General features: G+C 56.5%; 15 protein-coding genes. 8 read left to right on the top strand and 7 right to left on the bottom strand.

Annotated features, from left to right (window positions below):
* Positions 1–68: 68 nt before the first annotated feature.
* Positions 69–1,880 carry a translational GTPase TypA gene (typA, locus tag M4951_RS11055; RefSeq protein WP_262026542.1) on the bottom strand — a complete coding sequence of 604 codons (1,812 nt, stop codon included), beginning with the start codon at positions 1,878–1,880 and terminating at the stop codon, positions 69–71.
* A gap of 219 nt (positions 1,881–2,099) precedes the next feature.
* A complete protein-coding gene (locus M4951_RS11050) occupies positions 2,100–3,626 on the bottom strand; it encodes a sulfatase (protein ID WP_262026541.1) in 1,527 nt (508 codons plus the stop codon).
* Between the two features lie 247 nt (positions 3,627–3,873).
* Here M4951_RS11050 and cls point away from each other — a divergent pair, with 247 nt between their 5' ends.
* Both cls and M4951_RS11040 read left to right on the top strand, forming a co-directional pair.
* Positions 3,874–5,295, top strand: coding sequence for a cardiolipin synthase (cls, locus tag M4951_RS11045; RefSeq protein WP_262026540.1), 1,422 nt, complete (start codon positions 3,874–3,876; stop codon positions 5,293–5,295).
* Between the two features lie 172 nt (positions 5,296–5,467).
* Positions 5,468–7,423, top strand: a complete 1,956-nt coding sequence (locus tag M4951_RS11040) for a hypothetical protein (RefSeq protein ID WP_262026539.1) — start codon at positions 5,468–5,470, stop codon at positions 7,421–7,423.
* Between the two features lie 11 nt (positions 7,424–7,434).
* Here the strand turns inward: M4951_RS11040 and M4951_RS11035 are convergent, their stop codons facing one another.
* Together M4951_RS11035 and M4951_RS11030 are read right to left on the bottom strand one after the other, a co-directional pair.
* The gene (locus M4951_RS11035) at positions 7,435–10,806 is read right to left on the bottom strand and encodes a protein kinase domain-containing protein (RefSeq protein WP_262026538.1); all 3,372 of its coding nucleotides are present in this window, start codon (positions 10,804–10,806) and stop codon (positions 7,435–7,437) included.
* Between the two features lie 158 nt (positions 10,807–10,964).
* Positions 10,965–12,089, bottom strand: a complete 1,125-nt coding sequence (locus M4951_RS11030) for an FHA domain-containing protein (RefSeq protein WP_262026537.1) — start codon at positions 12,087–12,089, stop codon at positions 10,965–10,967.
* A 309-nt stretch (positions 12,090–12,398) separates the two neighbouring features.
* Between M4951_RS11030 and M4951_RS11025 the strand changes: the two genes are divergently transcribed.
* Positions 12,399–13,808 (top strand): diguanylate cyclase, encoded by a 1,410-nt coding sequence (locus tag M4951_RS11025; RefSeq protein ID WP_262026536.1) that lies wholly within the window; start codon positions 12,399–12,401, stop codon positions 13,806–13,808.
* A gap of 44 nt (positions 13,809–13,852) precedes the next feature.
* On the opposite strand, the gene M4951_RS11020 is transcribed toward M4951_RS11025, so the two are convergent.
* Entirely contained in the window at positions 13,853–15,178 is a 1,326-nt protein-coding gene (locus tag M4951_RS11020) for an AAA family ATPase (RefSeq protein WP_262026535.1), read from the bottom strand.
* A 304-nt stretch (positions 15,179–15,482) separates the two neighbouring features.
* Between M4951_RS11020 and M4951_RS11015 the strand changes: the two genes are divergently transcribed.
* Positions 15,483–15,653: a hypothetical protein gene (locus M4951_RS11015; protein ID WP_262026534.1), complete on the top strand. Its 171-nt coding sequence runs from the start codon at positions 15,483–15,485 to the stop codon at positions 15,651–15,653.
* Positions 15,654–15,717: 64 nt separating this feature from the next.
* On the opposite strand, the gene M4951_RS11010 is transcribed toward M4951_RS11015, so the two are convergent.
* Positions 15,718–15,903, bottom strand: coding sequence for a hypothetical protein (locus M4951_RS11010; protein WP_002652708.1), 186 nt, complete (start codon positions 15,901–15,903; stop codon positions 15,718–15,720).
* 210 nt (positions 15,904–16,113) lie between these two features.
* On the bottom strand, positions 16,114–16,353 hold the full coding sequence (locus M4951_RS11005) for a hypothetical protein (protein WP_262026533.1): 240 nt from the start codon (positions 16,351–16,353) through the stop codon (positions 16,114–16,116).
* A gap of 267 nt (positions 16,354–16,620) precedes the next feature.
* On the opposite strand from M4951_RS11005, the gene M4951_RS11000 reads away from it, so the two are divergent.
* The 4 genes from M4951_RS11000 (at position 16,621) to M4951_RS10985 (ending at position 20,107) form a co-directional block, all read left to right on the top strand.
* On the top strand, positions 16,621–17,514 hold the full coding sequence (locus M4951_RS11000) for a methyltransferase domain-containing protein (RefSeq protein ID WP_262026532.1): 894 nt from the start codon (positions 16,621–16,623) through the stop codon (positions 17,512–17,514).
* A 242-nt stretch (positions 17,515–17,756) separates the two neighbouring features.
* On the top strand, positions 17,757–19,244 hold the full coding sequence (locus M4951_RS10995) for a sensor histidine kinase (RefSeq protein WP_262026531.1): 1,488 nt from the start codon (positions 17,757–17,759) through the stop codon (positions 19,242–19,244).
* A 28-nt stretch (positions 19,245–19,272) separates the two neighbouring features.
* Positions 19,273–19,758, top strand: coding sequence for a response regulator (locus M4951_RS10990; RefSeq protein WP_262026530.1), 486 nt, complete (start codon positions 19,273–19,275; stop codon positions 19,756–19,758).
* A gap of 22 nt (positions 19,759–19,780) precedes the next feature.
* A complete protein-coding gene (locus M4951_RS10985; protein WP_002652703.1) occupies positions 19,781–20,107 on the top strand; it encodes an STAS domain-containing protein in 327 nt (108 codons plus the stop codon).
* Positions 20,108–20,137 lie beyond the last annotated feature (30 nt).

The following is a 20,137-nucleotide window of genomic DNA, read 5'->3' as shown; positions in this document are numbered from 1 at the left end:
AGTAGACACAAGATTACCCAGCTGAGGGATAGGGGTCAACCAAATTCAGATTTTCCAACAGCCAGCAACTAACCTTTGCGCCCTGTGCGACGACGATCCGCTTCTTTCAACGTCATCTTGCGCAGGCGGATGAAGTTGGGGGTCACTTCCACGAGTTCATCGTCTTCGATGTACTCCAGCGCCGCTTCCAGCGACATCTGACGCGGCGGCTTCAAGACGATGTTTTCGTCCGAGCCTGAGGCGCGCATATTGGTCAGTTTCTTTTCACGGATCGGATTGACGACCATATCTTCGTTGCGCGCGTTTTCGCCGACGATCATGCCTTCGTACAACTCTTCGCCCGGTCGGATGAACAGTTCAGAGCGATCCTGCAAATTGAAGAGCGAAAAGCCGACCGCTTTACCGGTTGAGTTGGAGATCAGCACGCCGTTGGGACGACGCGGCACATCGCCGCTGATCGGGCGATACGAATCGAAACGATGATTGATAATCGCTTCTCCTTGCGTCGCATTGAGCATCTTGGTGCGAATCCCAATCAGGCCGCGAGCCGGGATTGAAAAGACGACCTGCGTGAAATCGCCGCGCGGCGACATCTCGACCATTTCGCCGCGACGTTCGCCGACCATTTCCATGACCGGGCCCATCTTGATCGACGGGACTTCAACCACCAGGTTTTCGAACGGCTCTTCTTTGAGACCGTCGGTTTCACGCATGATGACTTGCGGCTTGCTCACCGCCAATTCAAACCCTTCGCGACGCATCGTCTCGACCAACACGGCCAGGTGCAGCACGCCGCGTCCCGCAACAGCGAAAGCATCGGCGGAAGCAGTGTCTCGTACGCGCAGCGCGACGTTGCGTTCCAGCTCTTTGTAGAGACGATCGCGGAGATTACGCGAGGTGACGTATTTTCCATCCTTGCCGACAAACGGCGACGTGTTGATGGTGAAGACCATTTCCAGCGTCGGCTCGTCGACCAACAATCGCGGCAGCCCATTTGGCTTTTCGAGATCGCAAATCGTATCGCCGATATCGATATCTTCGATACCGCAGAGTGCGACGACGTCGCCTGCTTCGGCTGAATCGACATCGACGCGTCCGAGATTCTCAAAGACCTGCACCGAGCTAATTTTCGCTCGTTGCAATTTGTCGCCTACCTTGGTGACGGCGACGGTCTGTCCCTTTTTGATGCGTCCGGCCTTGATGCGGCCGATCGCGATACGTCCGACGAATTCTGACCAGGCGAGCGTCGTGCAGAGAATTTGCAGCGGCTCTTCCGGCTCTACTTCAGGACCGGGGATATGCTGCAGAACCATGTCCAATAGCGGCTCCATCGTTCCGCTGCGATCGGCGGGATCGTGCGAAGCGAAGCCTTCTTTGGCGCTGGCGAAGATGTAAGGAAAATCAGCCAACGTGTCGTCGGCGCCGAGCGCCAAGAAGAGATCGAGCACTTCGTCGACCACTTCCATCGGCCGCGCGTCAGGCTTGTCGACCTTGTTAATGACCACGATCGGCTGCAGTTTGCATTCCAGCGCCTTGGACAGCACAAACCGCGTCTGCGGCATCGGGCCTTCGGCCGCGTCGACCAGGACCAGCGCGCCGTCCGCCATGCTGAGGACGCGTTCGACTTCGCCCCCAAAGTCGGCGTGACCTGGGGTGTCGATGATATTGACCTTCACGCCCTTGAAGGGGAGCGCGATGTTCTTGGCCAAGATCGTGATGCCACGCTCTTTTTCTTGATCATTCGAGTCGAGGATTCGCTCGCTGCTTAATTGGCTGTCACGGAACTGGCCGCTTTGCTTGAGCAGGCAGTCAACCAAGGTCGTTTTGCCGTGGTCGACGTGGGCGATAATTACGATGTTGCGAATGTCGTCGCGACGCATGGACGTATCTCTAGCGCGATTCTGGAAAAAAGTGAATCGTGAATCGTACCAAATGGCGCCAATTATGCGGTAGGGGAGTCGCCGCAAAGGGGGAGGGAGTTACCGCAGTCCATCAAGATTTTTTGATGAATAAATGCGACCTTCCCCGCAAGAACGGAAAAACAGCATGCCTAATCAGGCAAGGCTGCTGGCCGCTTCTCCACTAAGTGATAACACGCGCTATTCGGCCCAATCGGGCTTCGGGAAGTCGCGAATTGGACTAAATCGAGGATAAGACTCCCAAACATCGCCGGAATCGCTCATCCGGGGATCTCCGGTCTTGCTCAGATAGCCGTTGAGCAACTGCTCCATAGCCTGCCGGATGCTCTTGTGGGATCGAGCCTGGGCCAGATCGCGCAGACAGCCTGGATCGGTTTGAATATTGTACAACTCGATCGCAGGGCGACGATCGACGGCGGCGCCAAATAGCGGAGCGACCGCCGCATCCTCACGATGTTCGACCATCCAGTCGAGTGTCGGTGAGCCGTCGATATCGTGATATCCGCCATGCGGCGGCCCCAGCATGCCGGGCTTGGTGAACGCCTGCGGAGCCCCCGCCGGCCAACGTTGCGGCTGAAAATTGCGGATCAGCAAAAATCGGGCGCTGCGAAGCGAACGCTGCGGGTAGGTAAGGTTGTTCCATCGCGACGACGAATGTCGCTCTCGCGAACTAAATGCTCCGCCAGTGAGCTTCTCTTCTTCTCCGGTAAGTCGCGGCAGTAGATTTCGTCCAATCATCGGCGGCGTATCATCCGCAGGGGATTGGACGCCGGCAGCAGCGAGAAACGTTGGCGCCAAGTCGGTCAGACTGACCACTTCGTCAATCGTTTGTCCGGCTGTGATTTTCGCGGGCCATGCGATCGCCAACGGCATGTGGATTCCATATTCGTAGTTATTCGCTTTCGCTCGCGGAAATGGCATGCCGTTGTCACTGGTGACGACGACAATCGTATTGTCGAGCTGACCGATTGCTTCCAACTGCTTCAGCATCGCTCCCAGCTGCTGATCAAACCATTCGATCTCGCGACAATAGTCGAGCAAATCCCCGCGAATCGGTTCGGCATCGGGCAGAAACGGCGGCAGCGTCGCGTCGGTAAGCGTTTTGCCCGCTTCTTCGCCGCTCCCTTTTTGATAGGGACGATGCGGCTCGGTGGCGCCAAACCAAAAACAGAATGGAGCATCCGCAGGCCGGTCGGCCAGAAAATCGGCGAAGTTCGCCGCGTAGTCGTTGTTACTGATTCCGGCGGCCGGCTTCTTCGCCAGCTTTCGCTTTTGATAGGCGGGCCCTGCCGGATTACGCTCGCGACCGCTGATTTTAAAATTGCCTGGGCCCCAACCTTTGCCGGTATAGCCGACAAAATAGCCCGCCGCTTCCAGCAGATCGGGATAGACGACGTACTTTTTCGGAAACGATGACGCGTGCGTCCCTGCTTCTTCAATCATCCAGGGATAACGCCCAGTCAGCAGCGCCGCTCGCGATGGAGAACAACCGGGCGACGCAGAGATCGCATTCTTGAAATAGGCGCCGCGACGCGCGATCTGGTCAAAGTTGGGAGTCGCCGCCGACTTGCTGCCGGCGATCGACGTGTCAAGCCAGGATTGATCGTCCGAGATCGCAAGCAGGATGTTGGGGCGTTGGTCAGCGTGCAGATCGGCCACAAGCAACAAGCAACCGAGCAAACCGACAAACAGGGCAAGGCGAGGCATAGGAAATTTCCAACGGAAGGGGGAAGCCGTGCTACAGGGCTCTGTGAGCAATGGCGCCAAATATCGTGGTTTGATGGTTATCTAGTATGCGGCGCCCGAGCGATCGATTCAATTCTTCCTGTTTGCCTCGATTCTCGGCGGAACGTTTCTTCCGCATATCGGCCTGATGCAGGGATCGTGCTATGCTTGAACGCCCCCGCTGGGAAAGAACCAGGTCAACAAGCGTTCGCCGTCCGGAAATAGTAGTATGGAGTGGATTCGAGAGATTGGGCTGTTCGCCCTCTGCGCCCATTCGATCGGCGTACTGACGGCCATCAACGCGATCATGAAGACGCGCACCTCGCAGGGGGCGATTGCCTGGGCGATCACGCTGTTCATGTTTCCTTATGTTGCGGTTCCCGCCTATTGGATCTTCGGACGTAATCGCTTTCATGGGTATGTCGAAGCGCGTCGTAGCGAGAACCGCGGCGTCCAACACATGACCAGCACGCTGCGCGGAGCCGCCGGCGAGTTTATCATTTCGGATGAAATGCCCTATGAATTGAAGACGTTCGAGAACCTGGCTGAGTTTCCCTTCAGCCGCAAGAACTCGATCCGGCTGCTGGTCAACGGCGAAGCGACCTTTGACGCGATCTTCGCCGCGATCGCGACGGCCGAAAAATATGTCCTCGTGCAGTTCTATATCCTCCGCGATGATGAGTTGGGGCGAGCGCTGCAGCAACAGTTGATCGATCGCGCCAAAGCCGGCGTTCATGTATCCGTCTTGTATGACGAAATTGGTAGTTACGGGCTCTCTCGCAACTATGTCGCCGAACTCCGAGAAGCGGGGGCTTTGATCGTACCGTTTCATACGACCAAAGGACGCGGCAATCGCTTTCAGCTCAATTTTCGTAATCATCGCAAAATCGTGGTCGTCGATGGGCAAACAGCCTATGTCGGCGGGCACAACGTCGGTGACGAGTATATGGGGCGCGACCCGAAGATCGGTCCATGGCGCGATACGCATGTAGAGCTGCGCGGGCCTGCCGTACAAGCCGTGCAACGTTCGTTTCTGGAAGACTGGAACTGGGCGACGCACGAACTGCCGCCGGTTGAATGGATCCCAGAACCCTCCGACGATGACCAACAGGTGTTGGTTGTGCCGACAGGCCCGGCTGACGATATTGAGCGCTGCACGCTCTTTTTCGTCCAAGCGATCAACATGGCGCAAAAGCGGGTTTGGATCGCAAGTCCTTACTTTGTGCCTGACCCGCCGGTCATCGCCGCGTTGCAGTTGGCGGCGATCCGAGGATGCGATGTTCGCATTATCTTGCCAGAGCGTCCTGATCACATCTTGGTTTACTTGTCGGCTTTCTCCTTTATCGCCGAAGCGGCGCCCAGTGGAGTTCGCTTCTTTCGGTATGAGCCTGGATTCTTGCACCAAAAGGTGGTGCTGATCGACGATCACTTTGCCGCAGTCGGCACGGCGAACCTCGACAATCGTTCGTTTCATCTTAATTTTGAAATCATGATCGCGGCCGCCGATCATCAGTTCGCCTCCGAAGTCGCGCAAATGCTGGAAGAAGACTTCGAGCAATGCCGCGAAGCTCACGCAGATGAGTTGGCGCAGCAGTCGTATGCATTCCGACTGACCGTCGCTTTGTCTCGATTGATGGCCCCTATTCAGTAGGGCGATCGCTAGCGGCGCAAGCGACAGATTCGGCAGAATCGTAAAAAACGACAAGCTCGCCTGAACTTGCCTAGTCGATGCGACCGAAACAAAAGAGAGGAAACGCGCTCTTGCAGATTGCTAGCAGCGATTTCCGCTTTGAATCTGACGCATCATCGACGGAGTCGACCAAATGCCACGCGCGACCTCGCTGCTTCCTCGCCTAACCGTACTCGCACTGGCGTTAATGTCGGGCTGCGCTTTTCCCTTCTTCCGCTCGAAAGACAAATCGCTGGAAGAAATGGTGACCGTCGAAGCGATGGCCGAAGAAGGCCCCAAAACGCCTGCGGTCGAACCAAGGCCGGCTGTCGCCGATCAAGATAAGCCGCTGCCGCCGATTGCGCGGTTCTTTGGCGGTTTTTTCGGCCGCGGCAAATCGAAGCCTCAGGCCGATCCGATCTCAACTCTGCCGACGATAGATGAACCCCAAGCTGAAAGCGTCGCAAAAACGTCGCACCCGAAAATCGAATTCAACAAGACTGGCGATGTCGGCGCCGGCATCGTAGCACCAAAGGCAGCCGAGCCTACTCCAGCCGCCGCGCCGCAAGTCAGCAATCTGGCCGAAATGCCCCCCCGCCAAGCTGCGTCAGAACCAAAGTCAGCAGCCAAACCGCAACCTACCGAAATCGTCAAGCCCCATACTGTCGCGCAAGCGCCGCCAGAGCAGTCGGCGTCACAACAAAAAGCGACGATACCGAATCCCTCCAAGCAGACATTTGCGTCGCAATCGACGCGATCGCAATCGGGATCACTGACCGCCGCACTTCGTAACGCGTTGGACGATGCGACGAAGGATGGCTTGGCCCAGCAAACGCAAGAGCGCGAGTCGCAGTCGGTCGCCGCCGCTCTTAGCAGCGCGTCACGCTTCAACGCTCCGTCCCCAACGAAATCACGAGTTGTCGAGTTGAGCTCGTCACCACTTGGCTCCCAACCGGTCGCTCCGCGTTCGCAGCCAGTCCCGGCAATCGCCAATCCTCCCGCGGTTGCGGAGAAGGTAATTGAGAATCCGACCACGACCTCCTCGCAAATCGTCACTGCCGCCCAGAAGTCAGACAGCAATCCGCTCCGCGAAGATGCGACGAGCCACACGCGAATGATCGATCTCGCAACACAACCGCTCGGCGCTGTCACCAAGAAGCCGCAAACCGTTTATCCGACGCAAGAAGCTATTCCGGCAGCTATTCCGGCAGCTGAACCAGCCGCGCAGCCAACCGATGCGACCACGCTTGTCGCATTTCAATCGCACGTTCATTCTGGCGATTCGATCATCGACCAACTCAAGCAAAGCCGTCGTGTCAATCAATACCGACCGATGTACGAAACGGAAAGCGTGACCGCCGCCGCTGCGACCAAGCGATCGCTTGCACCAACTCCAGCCCAAGCCGTCACCGCTGCAGTCCGTCCTGCTCCGGACATCGAGCCGATTAAGCCGCAGCCAGCTCATCCGACCGTTGTCGCCGCAATTCCGACGCCGGCGCGGCAAGAGGTTACCGCTTCGGATCGACCATCCACGCCGCCAGCGAGCCCCACGGTGATCGCCGCAAGACCAACGCCAGTTCCAGTAGAAATCGCCGCTCCTACGCCGACACAGCAAGCTCCGACTGATTTTGCGGCTACCATTCCATTGGAAAATCCCGCCGCGACAAAACCGGCAATGAGCAATCCAGAGCCAATCGCAACTCCGTATCGCCCCGAGGCGCTTTCCAAATTGGTCCCCACCGAAGCGCCGATAACTGCCGCTCTGTTGGAGCAACCCGGCAGTCAGCCAGCCGAACCGGCAACAGCACCAACCGTTGATCCGCCGACTCCTCAACTCGCGACGACACCCACCAATCCGGTTCGTGCTATTCCGCGTGTTGCGGTCGCTCCGCAAGCCACGTCGCGTTCGACCACACCTTCGCGACCGACTCCTCAGGTCGCCGCGCGTCCGACTCCAACAGCGGTCGAGCCGATGGTCATCTCGACTCCACGGACCTCGTCGCCGGTCGTTTCGCCGGTAGCGACTCCGCAGCTGGCGCCGGTGGTCACGGTCGAAGAATATCGCCGCATGCAGCAACAACGCCGCAGTCAAGCGACGCGAAAATACTAGAAATCTGCGGGCTACAGCTCGCGCCAATTGACGTCGATTCGGCCATGCAATCGCGACGCGATATCGCGGTACTCCGGTCGATTGTCAACCAACATCCGAGCCGCTTCGCGGAGCGGCGTCCCATCCACATGCTGACAATAGACAACTTCCGGCACGTCGCATGGAACAAGGCCTGCAGCGCCTTCGGATGTCGGTAGCGTGCCCACATCCGATTCGGCGATGTTCGAGCATGGAAAAAAGACGCTCACCGAGCAGGATCCTCCCAATGTCGCTAGTCGCGGTCGACAATCGGTCAACGCTTTGGCGATCTCATCGCATGGCGGAGCGCCGGTAAGCGAAGTGGCGCTTGCCGTCTGCGACAAATCGGTTTGTGCCCGGATGACGACGGTGCGGCAGATGTTTTCCAGCATCTTCGCCGCTTTCATCGTTCCGTCACGCGTGCACACCAGCAAGTTCTGCAGTCCATGGTGTTCTTCGCTGATCCGAGCACGCGCTTCGCGATCGGCGACCAGCAAGAATTCATGGAAACGGGGTTCCACCGCGCGAATGGACGTATCCGCAAGATTCCCGACTTCGAGATCGAAGAAGTTGGCCAGTCTCCGCAGTTCTCCCTCGACGTTCTTCAACGCCAAGTTGGAATCGAGTATCTTGGCTCGTACGACCTGGGCGAACTGACAAACGCCCAACAGAGCGACGCCATGCGTGCGAAGATGGGCGTATTTGATCCAAGCGTCATAGTCGCTGGCGACCTTCTTCACGCGATCGCGCGATCGTCCATCGGCGCCGTCAAAATTCGTTTCCAGCAATTTTTGCCGATGCCGATAGACTTCGCCTTGTAGGCGCTCCGCCATGGCGCGGGCTTTGTCTTCTAACAAGCGAAAATAACCGTCGACTGCGGTTTGCAACTCGCGAGTCCGTTGCAGACGAAACTCTTCCTGATCCAAGTGAGACAACAGCCAAGCGATTACCTTTTGCGCCGTCACTTCTCCCAGGGCATGCAACTTGGGAGCGATTTCACTGCGAAGAGAAACTCCACGTTTCTCCGACGACTCCATTTCGGTCGCACTTTGACCGATGACTTGGTCGAGAAACTCAAAAACGCTGAGCGATTTTTGCACGGGATCATCGCATGGCTGGTCAAGCTGTTTAAATTCTTGCGCCAGCAGCGAGCGAAAATATTCGTCAGGATCGGCCCCCAGTTCGTTGTGCACCATCATAAACATCGTTTGCAGCAGGGGATCGAGCGCCAAATTTTCCTCCACCACCAGGCTCTCGACGTGTTGTTGCAAGATCCGTTCAAAGCGATTCTGGCGTTCATCGCCATCGTCATCCTGCTTGTTTAGCATCGCCATCCGGCGACGATCTCCAGCAGGACTCTCGTCCGATCCTAACCATCGTTGAACGACGGCGCTGGCGACCTCACAACTGTAGCGTTCAGTCGCGGATCGCGAACTAAGGGGGACCGTGTAGGTGGAGAAGGTGCTGACGGTCGGGGCTTCCCCATCATCGTGCGCGTTGTCGGCATGCAAGTTATCCAGATAGCCGCCGCTACGACTGCGAGCGCGCATCAACAGATAATCAGAGAGCTCGTCGATCTGTCGATCGTAGTCGCCGTCGTTCAGTTCGTCTCCCCAATGGAGAAGCTGGAACACCGGTCGACGCGAACCGCGAAAGTCAATCGCCGGGATTCTAGCGGAGGGATCGCCCGGATATTTCTGCGATTGCAAGATCTGATGCAGTTCGGTCAAGCAAGCCAGACTATTCGCTCGCGCCAAATCTTGTTCGTCCGCTTTTCGCGGACCAGCATGGATAAGCATCACTTCCAAGTCGCTCAGATGCTGTCCTCGCTGTTGCAGTAAATTGGAGATTGCGAACGCCATATCCAACACGATTCCGCTGCCGGCGCCGCCGTTGATAGACGCCATCAAAATGATGCGGGGATCGCCGCCTACGGCGTTTGGAGTTAACTGGGATTGCTCTGCGACGCTATCGAGCGCATCGCCAATGGACTGCAAGATTGTATCGATATGATCCAGATAAGCGATCCGCCCCAACGGCCGCAGCCCCTCGGTCGCCAACGAATTGGGAATATTGTACAACCACCGCCGGCTGACCGACTGCGTGATTCGGGCGGATTCGCTGCGATACGATTGCGGGCGTCGCAACGGAATCAACAACCGTGTAATGTCGGTCGCCTCGGGAAGCGGCGGAGGAATCTCCATCGAATTCATCGTACGCGCATCGGTATCGACGGCGATCGCACGATACCAGGCTTGCCCCTGATCTTTGCCGCTATCGCGGTACTTTTGTTCAATTGCGTAAGCCAGACGTACGCCGACGCCCCCCACGCCGATCACCAACGTCGGGCGGTGTTTGCAATCCGTCGTGTTCCAGGTCCGAGGTCCCTTGTTTTCTACTTGACGCTCTGGCAGATCGTCCCAAAGCAAGGGGGAGATCGGCGACGGACCAGAAGTCCCAATCTCCAGCGTGCGCGCCTGATCGCACGCCGCTTGCTCTGCGACAGGATCGGTGGTGCGAGTATCAGCGGCACAGATTGTCTTTGTATCGGTATTGGCGCTTTCCTGCTGTCCTGTCGCCCCCGACGAGGGCAAAACGGTCGTCGAATCGGACGCAGCGACCAACGCTTGCAGCATCTCGCGACAATTGCGGAAGCGTTGCAGAGGATCTTTGGCAAGCGCACGATCGATGATCGCGCGATCGGCCTCCGGCAACGAATTGAGCCGCGGCTTGCTGCTAAGATGCTGCGCCGTCAACTGCGCCGGAGTCTTCCCAGGAAAGGGCAGGGCGCCGGTCAGCATTTCCTGGAAAACGATCGCCAGGCTGTATTGATCGCTTTGCATCGACGGTTGATCGTGAAACACCTCAGGCGCCGCATAAACCGGCGTCAGTCCCGCCATCATCGATGCGGTGACGTCCTGCAGATGTTTCACCAACCCAAAGTCGGCCACTTTCGAGTGATCGCCGACAATCAGCAGATTCTCGGGTTTGACGTCAAGATGTTGGAGCGAGTGCGACTCGCTCATGTAGTCGAGACCTTCGGCCGAATCGCAAAGATAACGAAGCAGCTCGGCGCGAGGAACGCCAGGCAGACCTTCGCTGCGACATTCCTCAAAGCGATCTTTCAAACTTTTGTCGGCCAATTCGGTCACGATCACCAATTGACCGTCAATCACTTCCACACGCTCAAGCGAGAGTAAGAAAGGATGCCGGACGCTCCGAATGCGGTGGAGCGCTTTCAATTCGCGAGCGGCGCGAGCTTCGTCATGGAATCCATAGACGAATTTTACCGCCTTCTGCAGTCCACCTGGTGCTTCGGCGATCCATACTTCGCCGTAGCCGCCGGCGCCAATTCTTTGGCGCACGCGGTAGCCTGCTACCTCACGTACATGTGCAGGGACTTCGGTTGTCACGAAAAATTCGCCTCAATACGCTTTCATGTGTGCGTCCGATTCTCGACGGCCCAGCCGAGAACTCTCTCTGATTGGTCACTCAATTTTTGTTATCGGAAAGACGTCGCTTGCTACGCTTGCCCAGCGTCGCGACGTCGATACCTTCCTCGACTCATGTTGACTCCCAGATCGCGAAACCGCTGCGCACTCGCTTCGGCATGCACTCCAGTCGCGATCGTCACAATATGTTTTTCCTCGCAGACGCCGATCACTTCGCGCACTCCTGCTTGCAGCGCCGTATCGTCGTCAATTTCCCGTGCGACCATTTCGCGGAACTCGATATAGTCCGGAGCCAGATCGAGGTAGTCTTCAAAGCGGGATTTGGAAGGATGAAAGCCGGCGAACGCCGTTTCGCAGCCGATCGCTTGCAGTTCGTTCATAAAGTCGCGGAAGAACGGCAATTCGCAAACCGCCTCATCCGGAATAACGATCACAGTGCGCCGCGCTTCCGGCGATTGATCACGAGCGTAGGCGACCGAATCGAGAAAGCTGGTCGCACCGATCTCGTGCGATTCTGGCCGCAAGAACAAGCAGACGTTTTCAGGCAGCATCTCCGCCGCCGAATAGGCGCGCAATCGATGCACGCGCTGTAAACGTTCGGTTAGTCGGCACTCGGTATCCAGAATTTTGCGGCTGATTGGATCGTCGACGCTGACGTTACTTTCAATCATGCGACGTACGAGAAATCCAAAGGGATCGCCGCTTGTTAGATCATAAATCCCGTCAAAATCGACGCGAACTCCCCCCACTGCGGCGATCTCTTGCCAGCGACGAAACGCCTGTAGCGAATCAAAATAGGTCGCGCCGCTTTCAGCAGCAGCCCCGCCGCCATCCATTTGCATCGTGACGGTTTGACGCTGTTGCGACTGGTTGCCGTTATGGAAATCAAATTCGATGTCGGCGACCATCAAGGTGTCGCCATCGGAGATGACTTTCTCCGTTATCTTCTCGCCGTTGACAAATGTCCCATTCGTGCTGTTCAAATCGCGTAGCAGGTACTGGTTTCCTTCTTTCAACAACAGCGCATGTTCACGGGAGACGCGTCCTGACTCCACCGGATAGTCGCACGAATCATTTCTGCCGATCGAAAAAGGAAATTTTTCGATCGGCAGTTTTCGCGTCTCGCCGCTTTCCGCCGAAAATATTTCGAAAAACGGTGCGCCTACCTGAGGATCGAACAGGACTTCGGTGTGCATAGGGAACCTTCTCGCAGGCGAAAAGTCACATCGATTTCACCCCTTACGACAAGGAGAATTTGCCGAAAAAGGGGACGTTGGATAAGGGAAAACGCACTTTGGCCGCAACCTTGTGCATCGAAAACATAGCATTGAATTCTTCGCCCAGACGGAATTTCCGAATTCGATTTGGATTGTTTCAAGTTGTTCACAGCGCTTGCCGGTTCTTTTTGACCTATGTTTTCGATGGCCTCAGCGCCGCCTCGGCGGCAATGACGCCAAAAGTCAACACGCTTCCCATCTCGATTGCTATTCAGCCAAGAGACGTATATGCAACGCCGACCGCTTCGCGTTTTGCTCGTATCGCCAGACCGTTCTTTTCTTCGGCGCACGGCCGAGTTTTTAAACGCGTGCCGGTTGGAAGCGTATGTCGCCGGCGACGCCGATCAGGCCGAATGGGCGTTGGCCAGCCGCGAACCGGATATCGTGGTCGTCGATTCAGCGGCGCCCCGGGCTGCCGCCGTTTTGCAAAGTTCGCGTCGTGATCGGCACACCACCCAAGCGTATGTCTACGCCATCGTGATCACCGACAGCGACTCGCCGGAACGCATTTTCGACGCGATCGCCGGTGGCGCCGACGACGTGATCCCCCGACCGCTGCGGTTTACAGAATTGCTCGTTCGGATTCGAGCCGCCGCACGTTCGCTGGAAGTCGAAAGCCGCCTGCATCGTCGTGTTGGTCGACGTTCGGCGTCCGGATTGGGGAACGCCGGCGTTCTGTTGCGTCAGTTGCGCGAAGATCTGCGCGACGCCGCAACCACCGGCAATGAAGTCAGCCTGGTCTTGTTTGATATTGACTATGCATTGCGATTTGGGCCGGATCCCGGATTTGATCTCATCATCGAACAGGTAACATCGACCATCCGCAGCGAGTTGCTTCCCTCCTACCGGATGTGCCAACCTTCAGCCGACCAATTGGCGGTCATGCTGCCAAATTCCACGGCGACGGAAGCGTACGAATGGGGAAACGAACTGCGTCAAAAAATCGCCGACACCGAATTCCAGCATGCCGAAAGCACGCTCAAACTGACGGTCAGTGTAGGAGTCGCCGCGTCGGCCGATTCGGGCCCCATTGCCGAAGAACTGTGGGAAAACGCCCAGGAAAGGCTCGAATTCGCCAAAAACTCTGGCGGCAACTTTGTCGCTTCGATTCGAGAACTTCAAGCCGAGGATACGTCGAGCGGCAGCTCGCATGGACGGCTGTTTGACGGCACGACAACCGCCGACGTTCTGCGACCTTCCTTTGTCCAACTTTCCACCACAACGCCGGCAGATGAAGTCATCGCCGCGTTCGCCAAACATGATCTTGATATCGCTCCGGTGATCGATGCGCAGCGACAATTTGCCGGAGCTATCACACGCGAAGTGGTGCAAAACCGAGCCGCCCGATCTCGCGAGCTCACAGCGGCGGAACTGGTCGACGCCAATTTTCCACAGATGGAATCGGACGCATCGTTCAGCGAATTGGTCAACTTCTTCTCCGAGAATCCGTCCCCCTGCGTGGCGATCCTGCGTCAAGGAACGCCGCTCGGCTTTGTCTCACGCGACGATCTAGCGCTGCTCAGTGAACCGCTTGATTCAGCGAGCTACGCCGAATCAAGCGACGAGATCCCGACAACGGAGTTCTACGTGGTTAGCCGTCCGCAATTGGTGGAAGTCGGACCAGGGGAAGGAGAGTAAGAAGGAAAGCGAAGAACGCTTCTTCTCCGCTTTCCAATTTCCTTCTAGTCCCCCGCGACCACCGTGAAATAGCTCTTCACCACGCGATCAAAGTATTCCGGTTTCATTTCCATCGGAACCCCTTTGTACAGGCAATAGTTGCGGATCTGGCTCAGCAGGTCACGCGGCTGGCAGCGGCGCATCGGACGATTGACTGGTTGATAGTGACGTTCGATCAAATGCTCGACGGCGTCGGCGTTGTATTCAAAGTTCAGTTGTTTGGCGAAGATGCGGAAGAGAGTTCGGAACTCGTCGAGTTGAGCGTCACGGACCTCAATTTTGTACGGAATACGCCGCAAAAAGGCGTCATCGGTCAGGTCTTTCGGCTCGAGATTGGTCGAGAAGATAATCAACTGCTCGAAGGGGACCTGGATTTTTTTGCCGTTCGCTAGCGCTTGATAGTCGACCCGATTTTCGAGCGGAACGATCCAACGGTTGAGCAATTGCGTCGGCTCCATTCGCTGGCGACCAAAGTCGTCAATCAGTAAACAACCGCAGTTGCTTTTCATCTGCAGCGACGCTTCGCCGATGTTGTTGATCACATCGTGTCGTATTTCCAAACTGTCCAACGTCAATTCCCCCCCGACAATCACGGTCGGACGGCGAATCTTAACCCAACGATGATCGTAGCTTTCAGACTTCAAAATGGTGCTATGCGCTTCTTCGATCACCTCGTGATAAACGGTGTCGAACAGCTTGACGTATTGGCCATCTTCGATGATTGTCCGTGGGATCCAGATATGCTGGCCATAACAAGCGGTGATCCGCTTTGCTAGCGTCGTTTTGCCATTCCCAGGCGCTCCATACAAAAAGAGTCCGGCGCCGGAATTCACCGCAGGCCCCAGATTATCGAACAGATCGTCGTCGACCGAGAGTCCGGCGAACGCTTCTTCCAACTGCTCACGTTGCGGCGATTCGTTCCGAATCGACTGGGCTTCTACCGATGTGATGTAGTCTTCCAAAATGACGGGAGCCGCTCCGAAATAGGTGCAACTGGCCATATAGGACTGGGCACGGGTACGCCCTTGATCGGTTAACGCATAGGTATAGTCATTCAGCGCCGCCGAGCCGGTATGTTGCAAAATCTGGCGCGTACGGAGCGATGTGAAGAGCGATTCGAGAATACCAAACGGCAAACAAATCTTCTCTGCGATCTGTCGTCCGCTAGCCGAACCGATATTGAGCAACAATTTGCAGATCAGCGATTCGATCAGCTGGGGCGAGAGCCGCGTCTCTTCCAGCGACCGGGGCTCTTCTGGACGAAAGTTTTCGTCCGACATCAGCGAGGCGAGCAAGCTGTTTTTCAGATCAAGCGTCGAAGCAACAGACACGGCGACTCTCCGTTTGGGCAGCGGGACTGGGGGGCGCTGAAGTTTAGTTCAGTAAATCAGTCCCGGCGGACCATTCCCGCCACAAGTCGAGCTCCTATAATTGGCGCGACCGTCATAATCATCACGCGCCAGCAATGCGATAGCGCCGCTAGCGCCATAGTTTTATTACAGATGGCTATTGTTAGCCCATCGCGCAGGTCGATAGGAGGCTAGCGCGCGACAATTTTGGAAGTTCGTATTTCTTGAATGCCTTTTCGGTGCTATGGTTGCACCGAACCGGTCAAACCTTGGGGAGCAAACGCCCATGGCCCATGAAAAAGCGAAGTTGCTGCTCGAGTCGTCGCACTCTTATTTAGATCGCATTGCTGCGATTCAGTCGTCGCTGGAGCTCGGAATGCCGTATGACGAGATCGAGGATTATCTCGATTGGGTCGAGCTGATGCGGTGCGAAGCTTCTAGCGGATCTGCCGAATAGGCGCCGCTATCGGAGCTTTCCCAATGATGGCGGACGCTCCCACGCAGCCGGCTGCTTTTAGCAGCTAGCCGGCCGCTTCCAGATTCTTCAGAACGCGTACTGCTTCGTAGGCGTTCACAAGTCCGCCAATTCGCTGCACGAAGATTTGTACTTCGAGCACTTGCGAGGGGGACAAAATGTCGCTGCCGCACGAGAGCAAAATCTCGATCTCTTCGGCGGTAAGATTCTCGACGTCCAATTCCTTCAGCATGAGCGATCCTGAGCAGTAAGAAACCAATCGGGGCGAAACTATCCCGAAGTATCGGCGTGGCGATGCGTCGGATTGAGATTGCCTTCGATTGGATTTCCACGTTCTTCCAGATCGCGAAGCGTCACGAAATTTTTATCGGAGCGATCGGCACATCCTGCGCGTGTTGATAGCACGCGATGTTAAAAGCTCATGGTTATTCGGTCGATGCCGCTAGACGGTTGAAGCCTTTGAGGATCCGCCAGCGGCATGCTGCGGGGTTGGGTCGGTTGCCGCAACGGCTTTTGCGGTTACGCCGGAGATGTGCCCGCCCAGCAGACAATGTAACCCCCAGAAGCTGACCGCCACGGCGGTCCAGGCCAAAGGGTAAACGATCAAGCCGGGCCCCAAGGCGAACGAGCCTAGCATGATCCAACCGGCGCCGATCATCAGAAGCAAGCTTTTCAACGGCATGATAGGAGAACTCCATTTCGAGAGATGAGCGTCTGTGGGATAGGCGGCGATGCTGTCGCGTCCTACCCGTTCTATTTTATTCCATACCATCGAAAAATTACGAGCCGATTTCCTGGAAATTAGACTTTCTCCAGTCGCTGCCAGCAGAATCTCTGCTGGCGTCTGCAATCCAGGGGACATTTCTCGCTTGCGTCGACTGCTGGCGCCTGCTATTTTCCGCGCCCCCGTGGGCGTATGAAAATTAGTGAGTCAACCGAAGAAAAAATAATGCCCAAAGCCGCTGAAGTTCTTGGACAGTTCATCCCGCTGCACTATCACTTTGAAATGCTGCGCGATCGTTATCGCATGCAAAGCTTTCGCGAAGCGATTGAAGCGACGGTCCGTCCCGGCGATAAAGTGGTCGATCTTGGCGGCGGCACCGGAGTGCTGTCGTTCTTCGCTGCGCGAGCAGGCGCCGAAGTTTGGTACTGCGAGCGGAATCCCGAATTGGTCGAGGCCGCCCAACGAATTCTTCGCGATAACAACGTGTCGCAGCAGGTTCATATCGTCCACGCCGACGCAGCCGAGTTCGCGCCGCCGACTCCGGTCGACTTCGTCGTTTGCGAGATGCTGCATGTGGGACTGCTGCGGGAAAAACAGATCGAGGTAATCTCGGCGTTTCAACGCAATTACCAACAAGCTCATGGTCCGGCGCTTCCCCGTTTTATTCCAGAAGGAACGTTGCTGGCTTGCCAGCCTGTGGAGCAGGACTTTGTATTCGAGGGTTTCCTAGCGACAGGTCCCCTCTTTCAGGCGCCAGCTGACGATCATGCTGACACCAGCGTGCTGGCGGAAGCGGCGATCCATCACATGGTCTGGTACGACAAGCCGCTCCGATCTGATATCGCATGGAGCGGCAAATTTGAGATCGCCCAAGACGGCCAATTGAATGGGGTCCGATTTATCACCAAGAACGCGCTGACGGTGCTGATCGAAGACCAGCGCGTCATTCCTTGGCACAACCAATTTCTGGTGATGCCAATCGAGCGGCCGTTGCAAGTTTCGGCCGGCGACGTGATCGAGATTTCATTCCAATACGAGGCCGGCGCCGAACTGACGCGACTGGGCGATACGCTTCAAGTGACTCGCGCCGGCGAGCAAAAGCGGCCTCAAGTCGCATAACTGAATTCTGCGCGGCATCCCGTTCTCTCGGCGCGATACGCATAACCGGCATCTGCGGCGCCATAAACCCCGAAAAGGGGTAGCTTCTCCTTGGGTTCGATTGCGCCGATTTTTGGACAAATGCGTTGTCCGACCTAATTTTGGGTAGACGTCAATCCACGACGAGCAGGTCGCAATGCGCCGCGACCCACGCGTTGGCGTTGCGCCGTAGGGGCAAACTCGAACGAAGAATGAGCAAGACGATGAGCAAGAAGTCGCATATCGCCACGGAACTGATAGCCGCGATCGCCTGCGCGCTGCTGTTCACGGCGGCGACCGTTACTTGCCTGGTAACCGGAGACTTGGGAATCGGCGCCATGGTCGCTTGCGGCGCCGCCGCACTAGCCACGATTTGCTGTTTCACTGTATGGCGAACGGCTCAAACCGGCGAAGATCGCGCCATTCGTCAGTTCCAATTACTCGCCTCCGCATCGATCGAACAGCTCGAACATGACGATCTTCAAGCGGCGTGCCCCCAGGCGCGTGAGCTGCGAAAGTGGAAGTCGCCGCTGGAGCAATGCTATCGCCGTATGAAATCGCTCGCCGACGACGCACGTGAACTGCAACAGTCTCGCGTCCGGAGTGAAGTCAAAGCGCATTTGACCGGGCTGCGACACGAACAGATGCGTGAGATCGTCGACAAGCTGTCAGAACCGGTCATGATGACCAATCAATACGACGAAATCATCTTCGCCAACGAAGTTGCCCGCGAATTGTTCGGCATCCTCGATCTGGCGGAAAAGACGATGGTCGAGGACGCGATCGCATCCGAGGGGATCGTCCAATTGCTGCAAGAGACGCGTCTGCGGAAAACGCCGACGCAGCGTGTGAGCGAAATCGAGTTGCTTGACTCGGCGGACGACAAGCATTGGTATCGCATCACCGTCAGCACGATCGCGCAGCATCTCGACAACGAGATGGGCGCTGATGAGCCGAACTATGGCGCCGTCGCCGTCTTGCGCGATATTAGCGGTTACAAAGCGATTCAGCGTCGCAACGCCGAGTTTGTTTCGGCGGTCAGCCACGAAATGAAAACTCCCTTGGCCGGCATCAAAGCCTATGTCGAACTGCTAGCCGATGGCGAAGCCGAGGACGAGCAGACGCGAGACGAGTTTCTACAAGTCATCAACAGCCAGGCCGATCGCCTGCAGCGGCTGATCGATAATCTGCTGAACTTGGCGCGGATCGAAGCCGGCGTCGTCAACGTCAACAAAAAGCCGCGTTCGCTCAACGAATTGCTGGAAGAAGCGTTCCGCATCGTCCATCCGACCGCCGAGCAAAAGAACATCACGCTCATTTCCGACCTCAGCCCCATGTACCTGGGCGTTCTGGTCGATCGCGACATGATCATGCAGGCGGCGATCAACCTGCTTTCCAATGCGCTCAAGTACACCCCCGATAATGGCAAGGTAACGCTCCGTAGTCGCCTACAGGATCGTGAAGTGGTGTTTGAAGTCGAAGACACCGGCGTCGGTCTCAACTCGGAAGATTGCGATCGGGTTTTTGAGAAGTTCTATCGCGTGAAAAAAGATCAAAAGATGGCCTCCGGCACCGGACTCGGTTTGCCGCTGGCCAAACATATTGTCGAAGACGTACATGGGGGCGATTTGAACGTCACCAGCAAAGAAGGCGTCGGCTCGACATTCCGAATTCGTCTTCCTACGGTCCAAGTGGCCGAAACCGTCAACTAGCGCTGGTTCCGACTTGAAGGCAATCAAGATGAACGCTTCCCCCAACTATCTCGACACATTTCCGCAGGTGGTGACCAATTTGCAGGAAACCACCGCTCCGTCGACCGCCGGTAAACGCATTTTGTTGGTCGACGACGAAATGCACATCCTGCGAGCCGCTGAGTTCAAACTAAAACGGAGCGGTTACGAGATCGAATGCGTGGAAGATGGCCAACAAGCGTGGGAAGCGATTCAAGAGCATCTGCCCGATTTGCTGATCACCGATTTCCACATGCCGCGTCTGGACGGACTCGGCCTTTGTCGTCGTGTACGCGAAGACGAAGCGACGCGTCAACTGCCGATCATCATGCTGACCGCCAAGGGGTTCGAGATGACGTCGGACGACAACCTCGAATCGCTCGATATCGCCGCGATCCTGGCCAAACCGTTCAGTCCTCGCGGCCTGGTCAACTGCGTCGAGGCGGTCTTAACAACCGGTTCGTTCGAACAACCGCCGATCAGTTACCTTCGCTAAACCTGTCCCCCTGTAGATTTCCATGAGCTTGCCGACCGAAATATTTGGAGAAGTCGTCGTGGTCCATACGCCCGAAGAATTGGGAGAGGATCAAGCCGATGCGGTCGAAGCGTTCCTGCTTTCGCGCGAACGTAATCGTGTGATCGTCGACCTCGACGGGACCGAAACGCTTGACAGCGCCGGTTTGACCTGCTTGCTTTCGGCGCAACAGCGTCTGCGTGAAGCAGGGGGCGAATTGAAGATTACGACCGCCAATCACGTCAATCGCAAGATATTGGAGATCACCCGATTGGACAAACGTTTAGAAGTATTTGAAAACATGATCGAAGCCGTCAAGAGCTTCGTCTAATCGTCACCGGAATGAATCCCCTATGAACGC

The sequence above is a fragment of the Blastopirellula sp. J2-11 genome (assembly GCF_024584705.1).
GTDB lineage: Bacteria > Planctomycetota > Planctomycetia > Pirellulales > Pirellulaceae > Blastopirellula.
The sequence above is the reverse complement of the archived record's forward strand: the minus strand, read 5'-3'. Positions and strand labels throughout refer to the sequence as shown.

Excerpts from the sequence above, each read along its gene's own strand:
- M4951_RS11005 (WP_262026533.1), bottom strand. The coding sequence starts at position 16,353 with ATGCCGTTGAAAAGCTTGCTTCTGATGATCGGCGCCGGTTGGATCATG.
- typA (WP_262026542.1), bottom strand. The coding sequence starts at position 1,880 with ATGCGTCGCGACGACATTCGCAACATCGTAATTATCGCCCACGTCGAC.
- M4951_RS10990 (WP_262026530.1), top strand. The coding sequence starts at position 19,273 with ATGAACGCTTCCCCCAACTATCTCGACACATTTCCGCAGGTGGTGACC.
- M4951_RS11000 (WP_262026532.1), top strand. The coding sequence starts at position 16,621 with ATGCCCAAAGCCGCTGAAGTTCTTGGACAGTTCATCCCGCTGCACTAT.
- M4951_RS11015 (WP_262026534.1), top strand. The coding sequence starts at position 15,483 with ATGGCCCATGAAAAAGCGAAGTTGCTGCTCGAGTCGTCGCACTCTTAT.
- M4951_RS11025 (WP_262026536.1), top strand. The coding sequence starts at position 12,399 with ATGCAACGCCGACCGCTTCGCGTTTTGCTCGTATCGCCAGACCGTTCT.
- M4951_RS11050 (WP_262026541.1), bottom strand. The coding sequence starts at position 3,626 with ATGCCTCGCCTTGCCCTGTTTGTCGGTTTGCTCGGTTGCTTGTTGCTT.
- M4951_RS10995 (WP_262026531.1), top strand. The coding sequence starts at position 17,757 with ATGAGCAAGAAGTCGCATATCGCCACGGAACTGATAGCCGCGATCGCC.
- M4951_RS11030 (WP_262026537.1), bottom strand. The coding sequence starts at position 12,089 with ATGCACACCGAAGTCCTGTTCGATCCTCAGGTAGGCGCACCGTTTTTC.
- cls (WP_262026540.1), top strand. The coding sequence starts at position 3,874 with ATGGAGTGGATTCGAGAGATTGGGCTGTTCGCCCTCTGCGCCCATTCG.
- M4951_RS10985 (WP_002652703.1), top strand. The coding sequence starts at position 19,781 with ATGAGCTTGCCGACCGAAATATTTGGAGAAGTCGTCGTGGTCCATACG.
- M4951_RS11010 (WP_002652708.1), bottom strand. The coding sequence starts at position 15,903 with ATGCTGAAGGAATTGGACGTCGAGAATCTTACCGCCGAAGAGATCGAG.
- M4951_RS11040 (WP_262026539.1), top strand. The coding sequence starts at position 5,468 with ATGCCACGCGCGACCTCGCTGCTTCCTCGCCTAACCGTACTCGCACTG.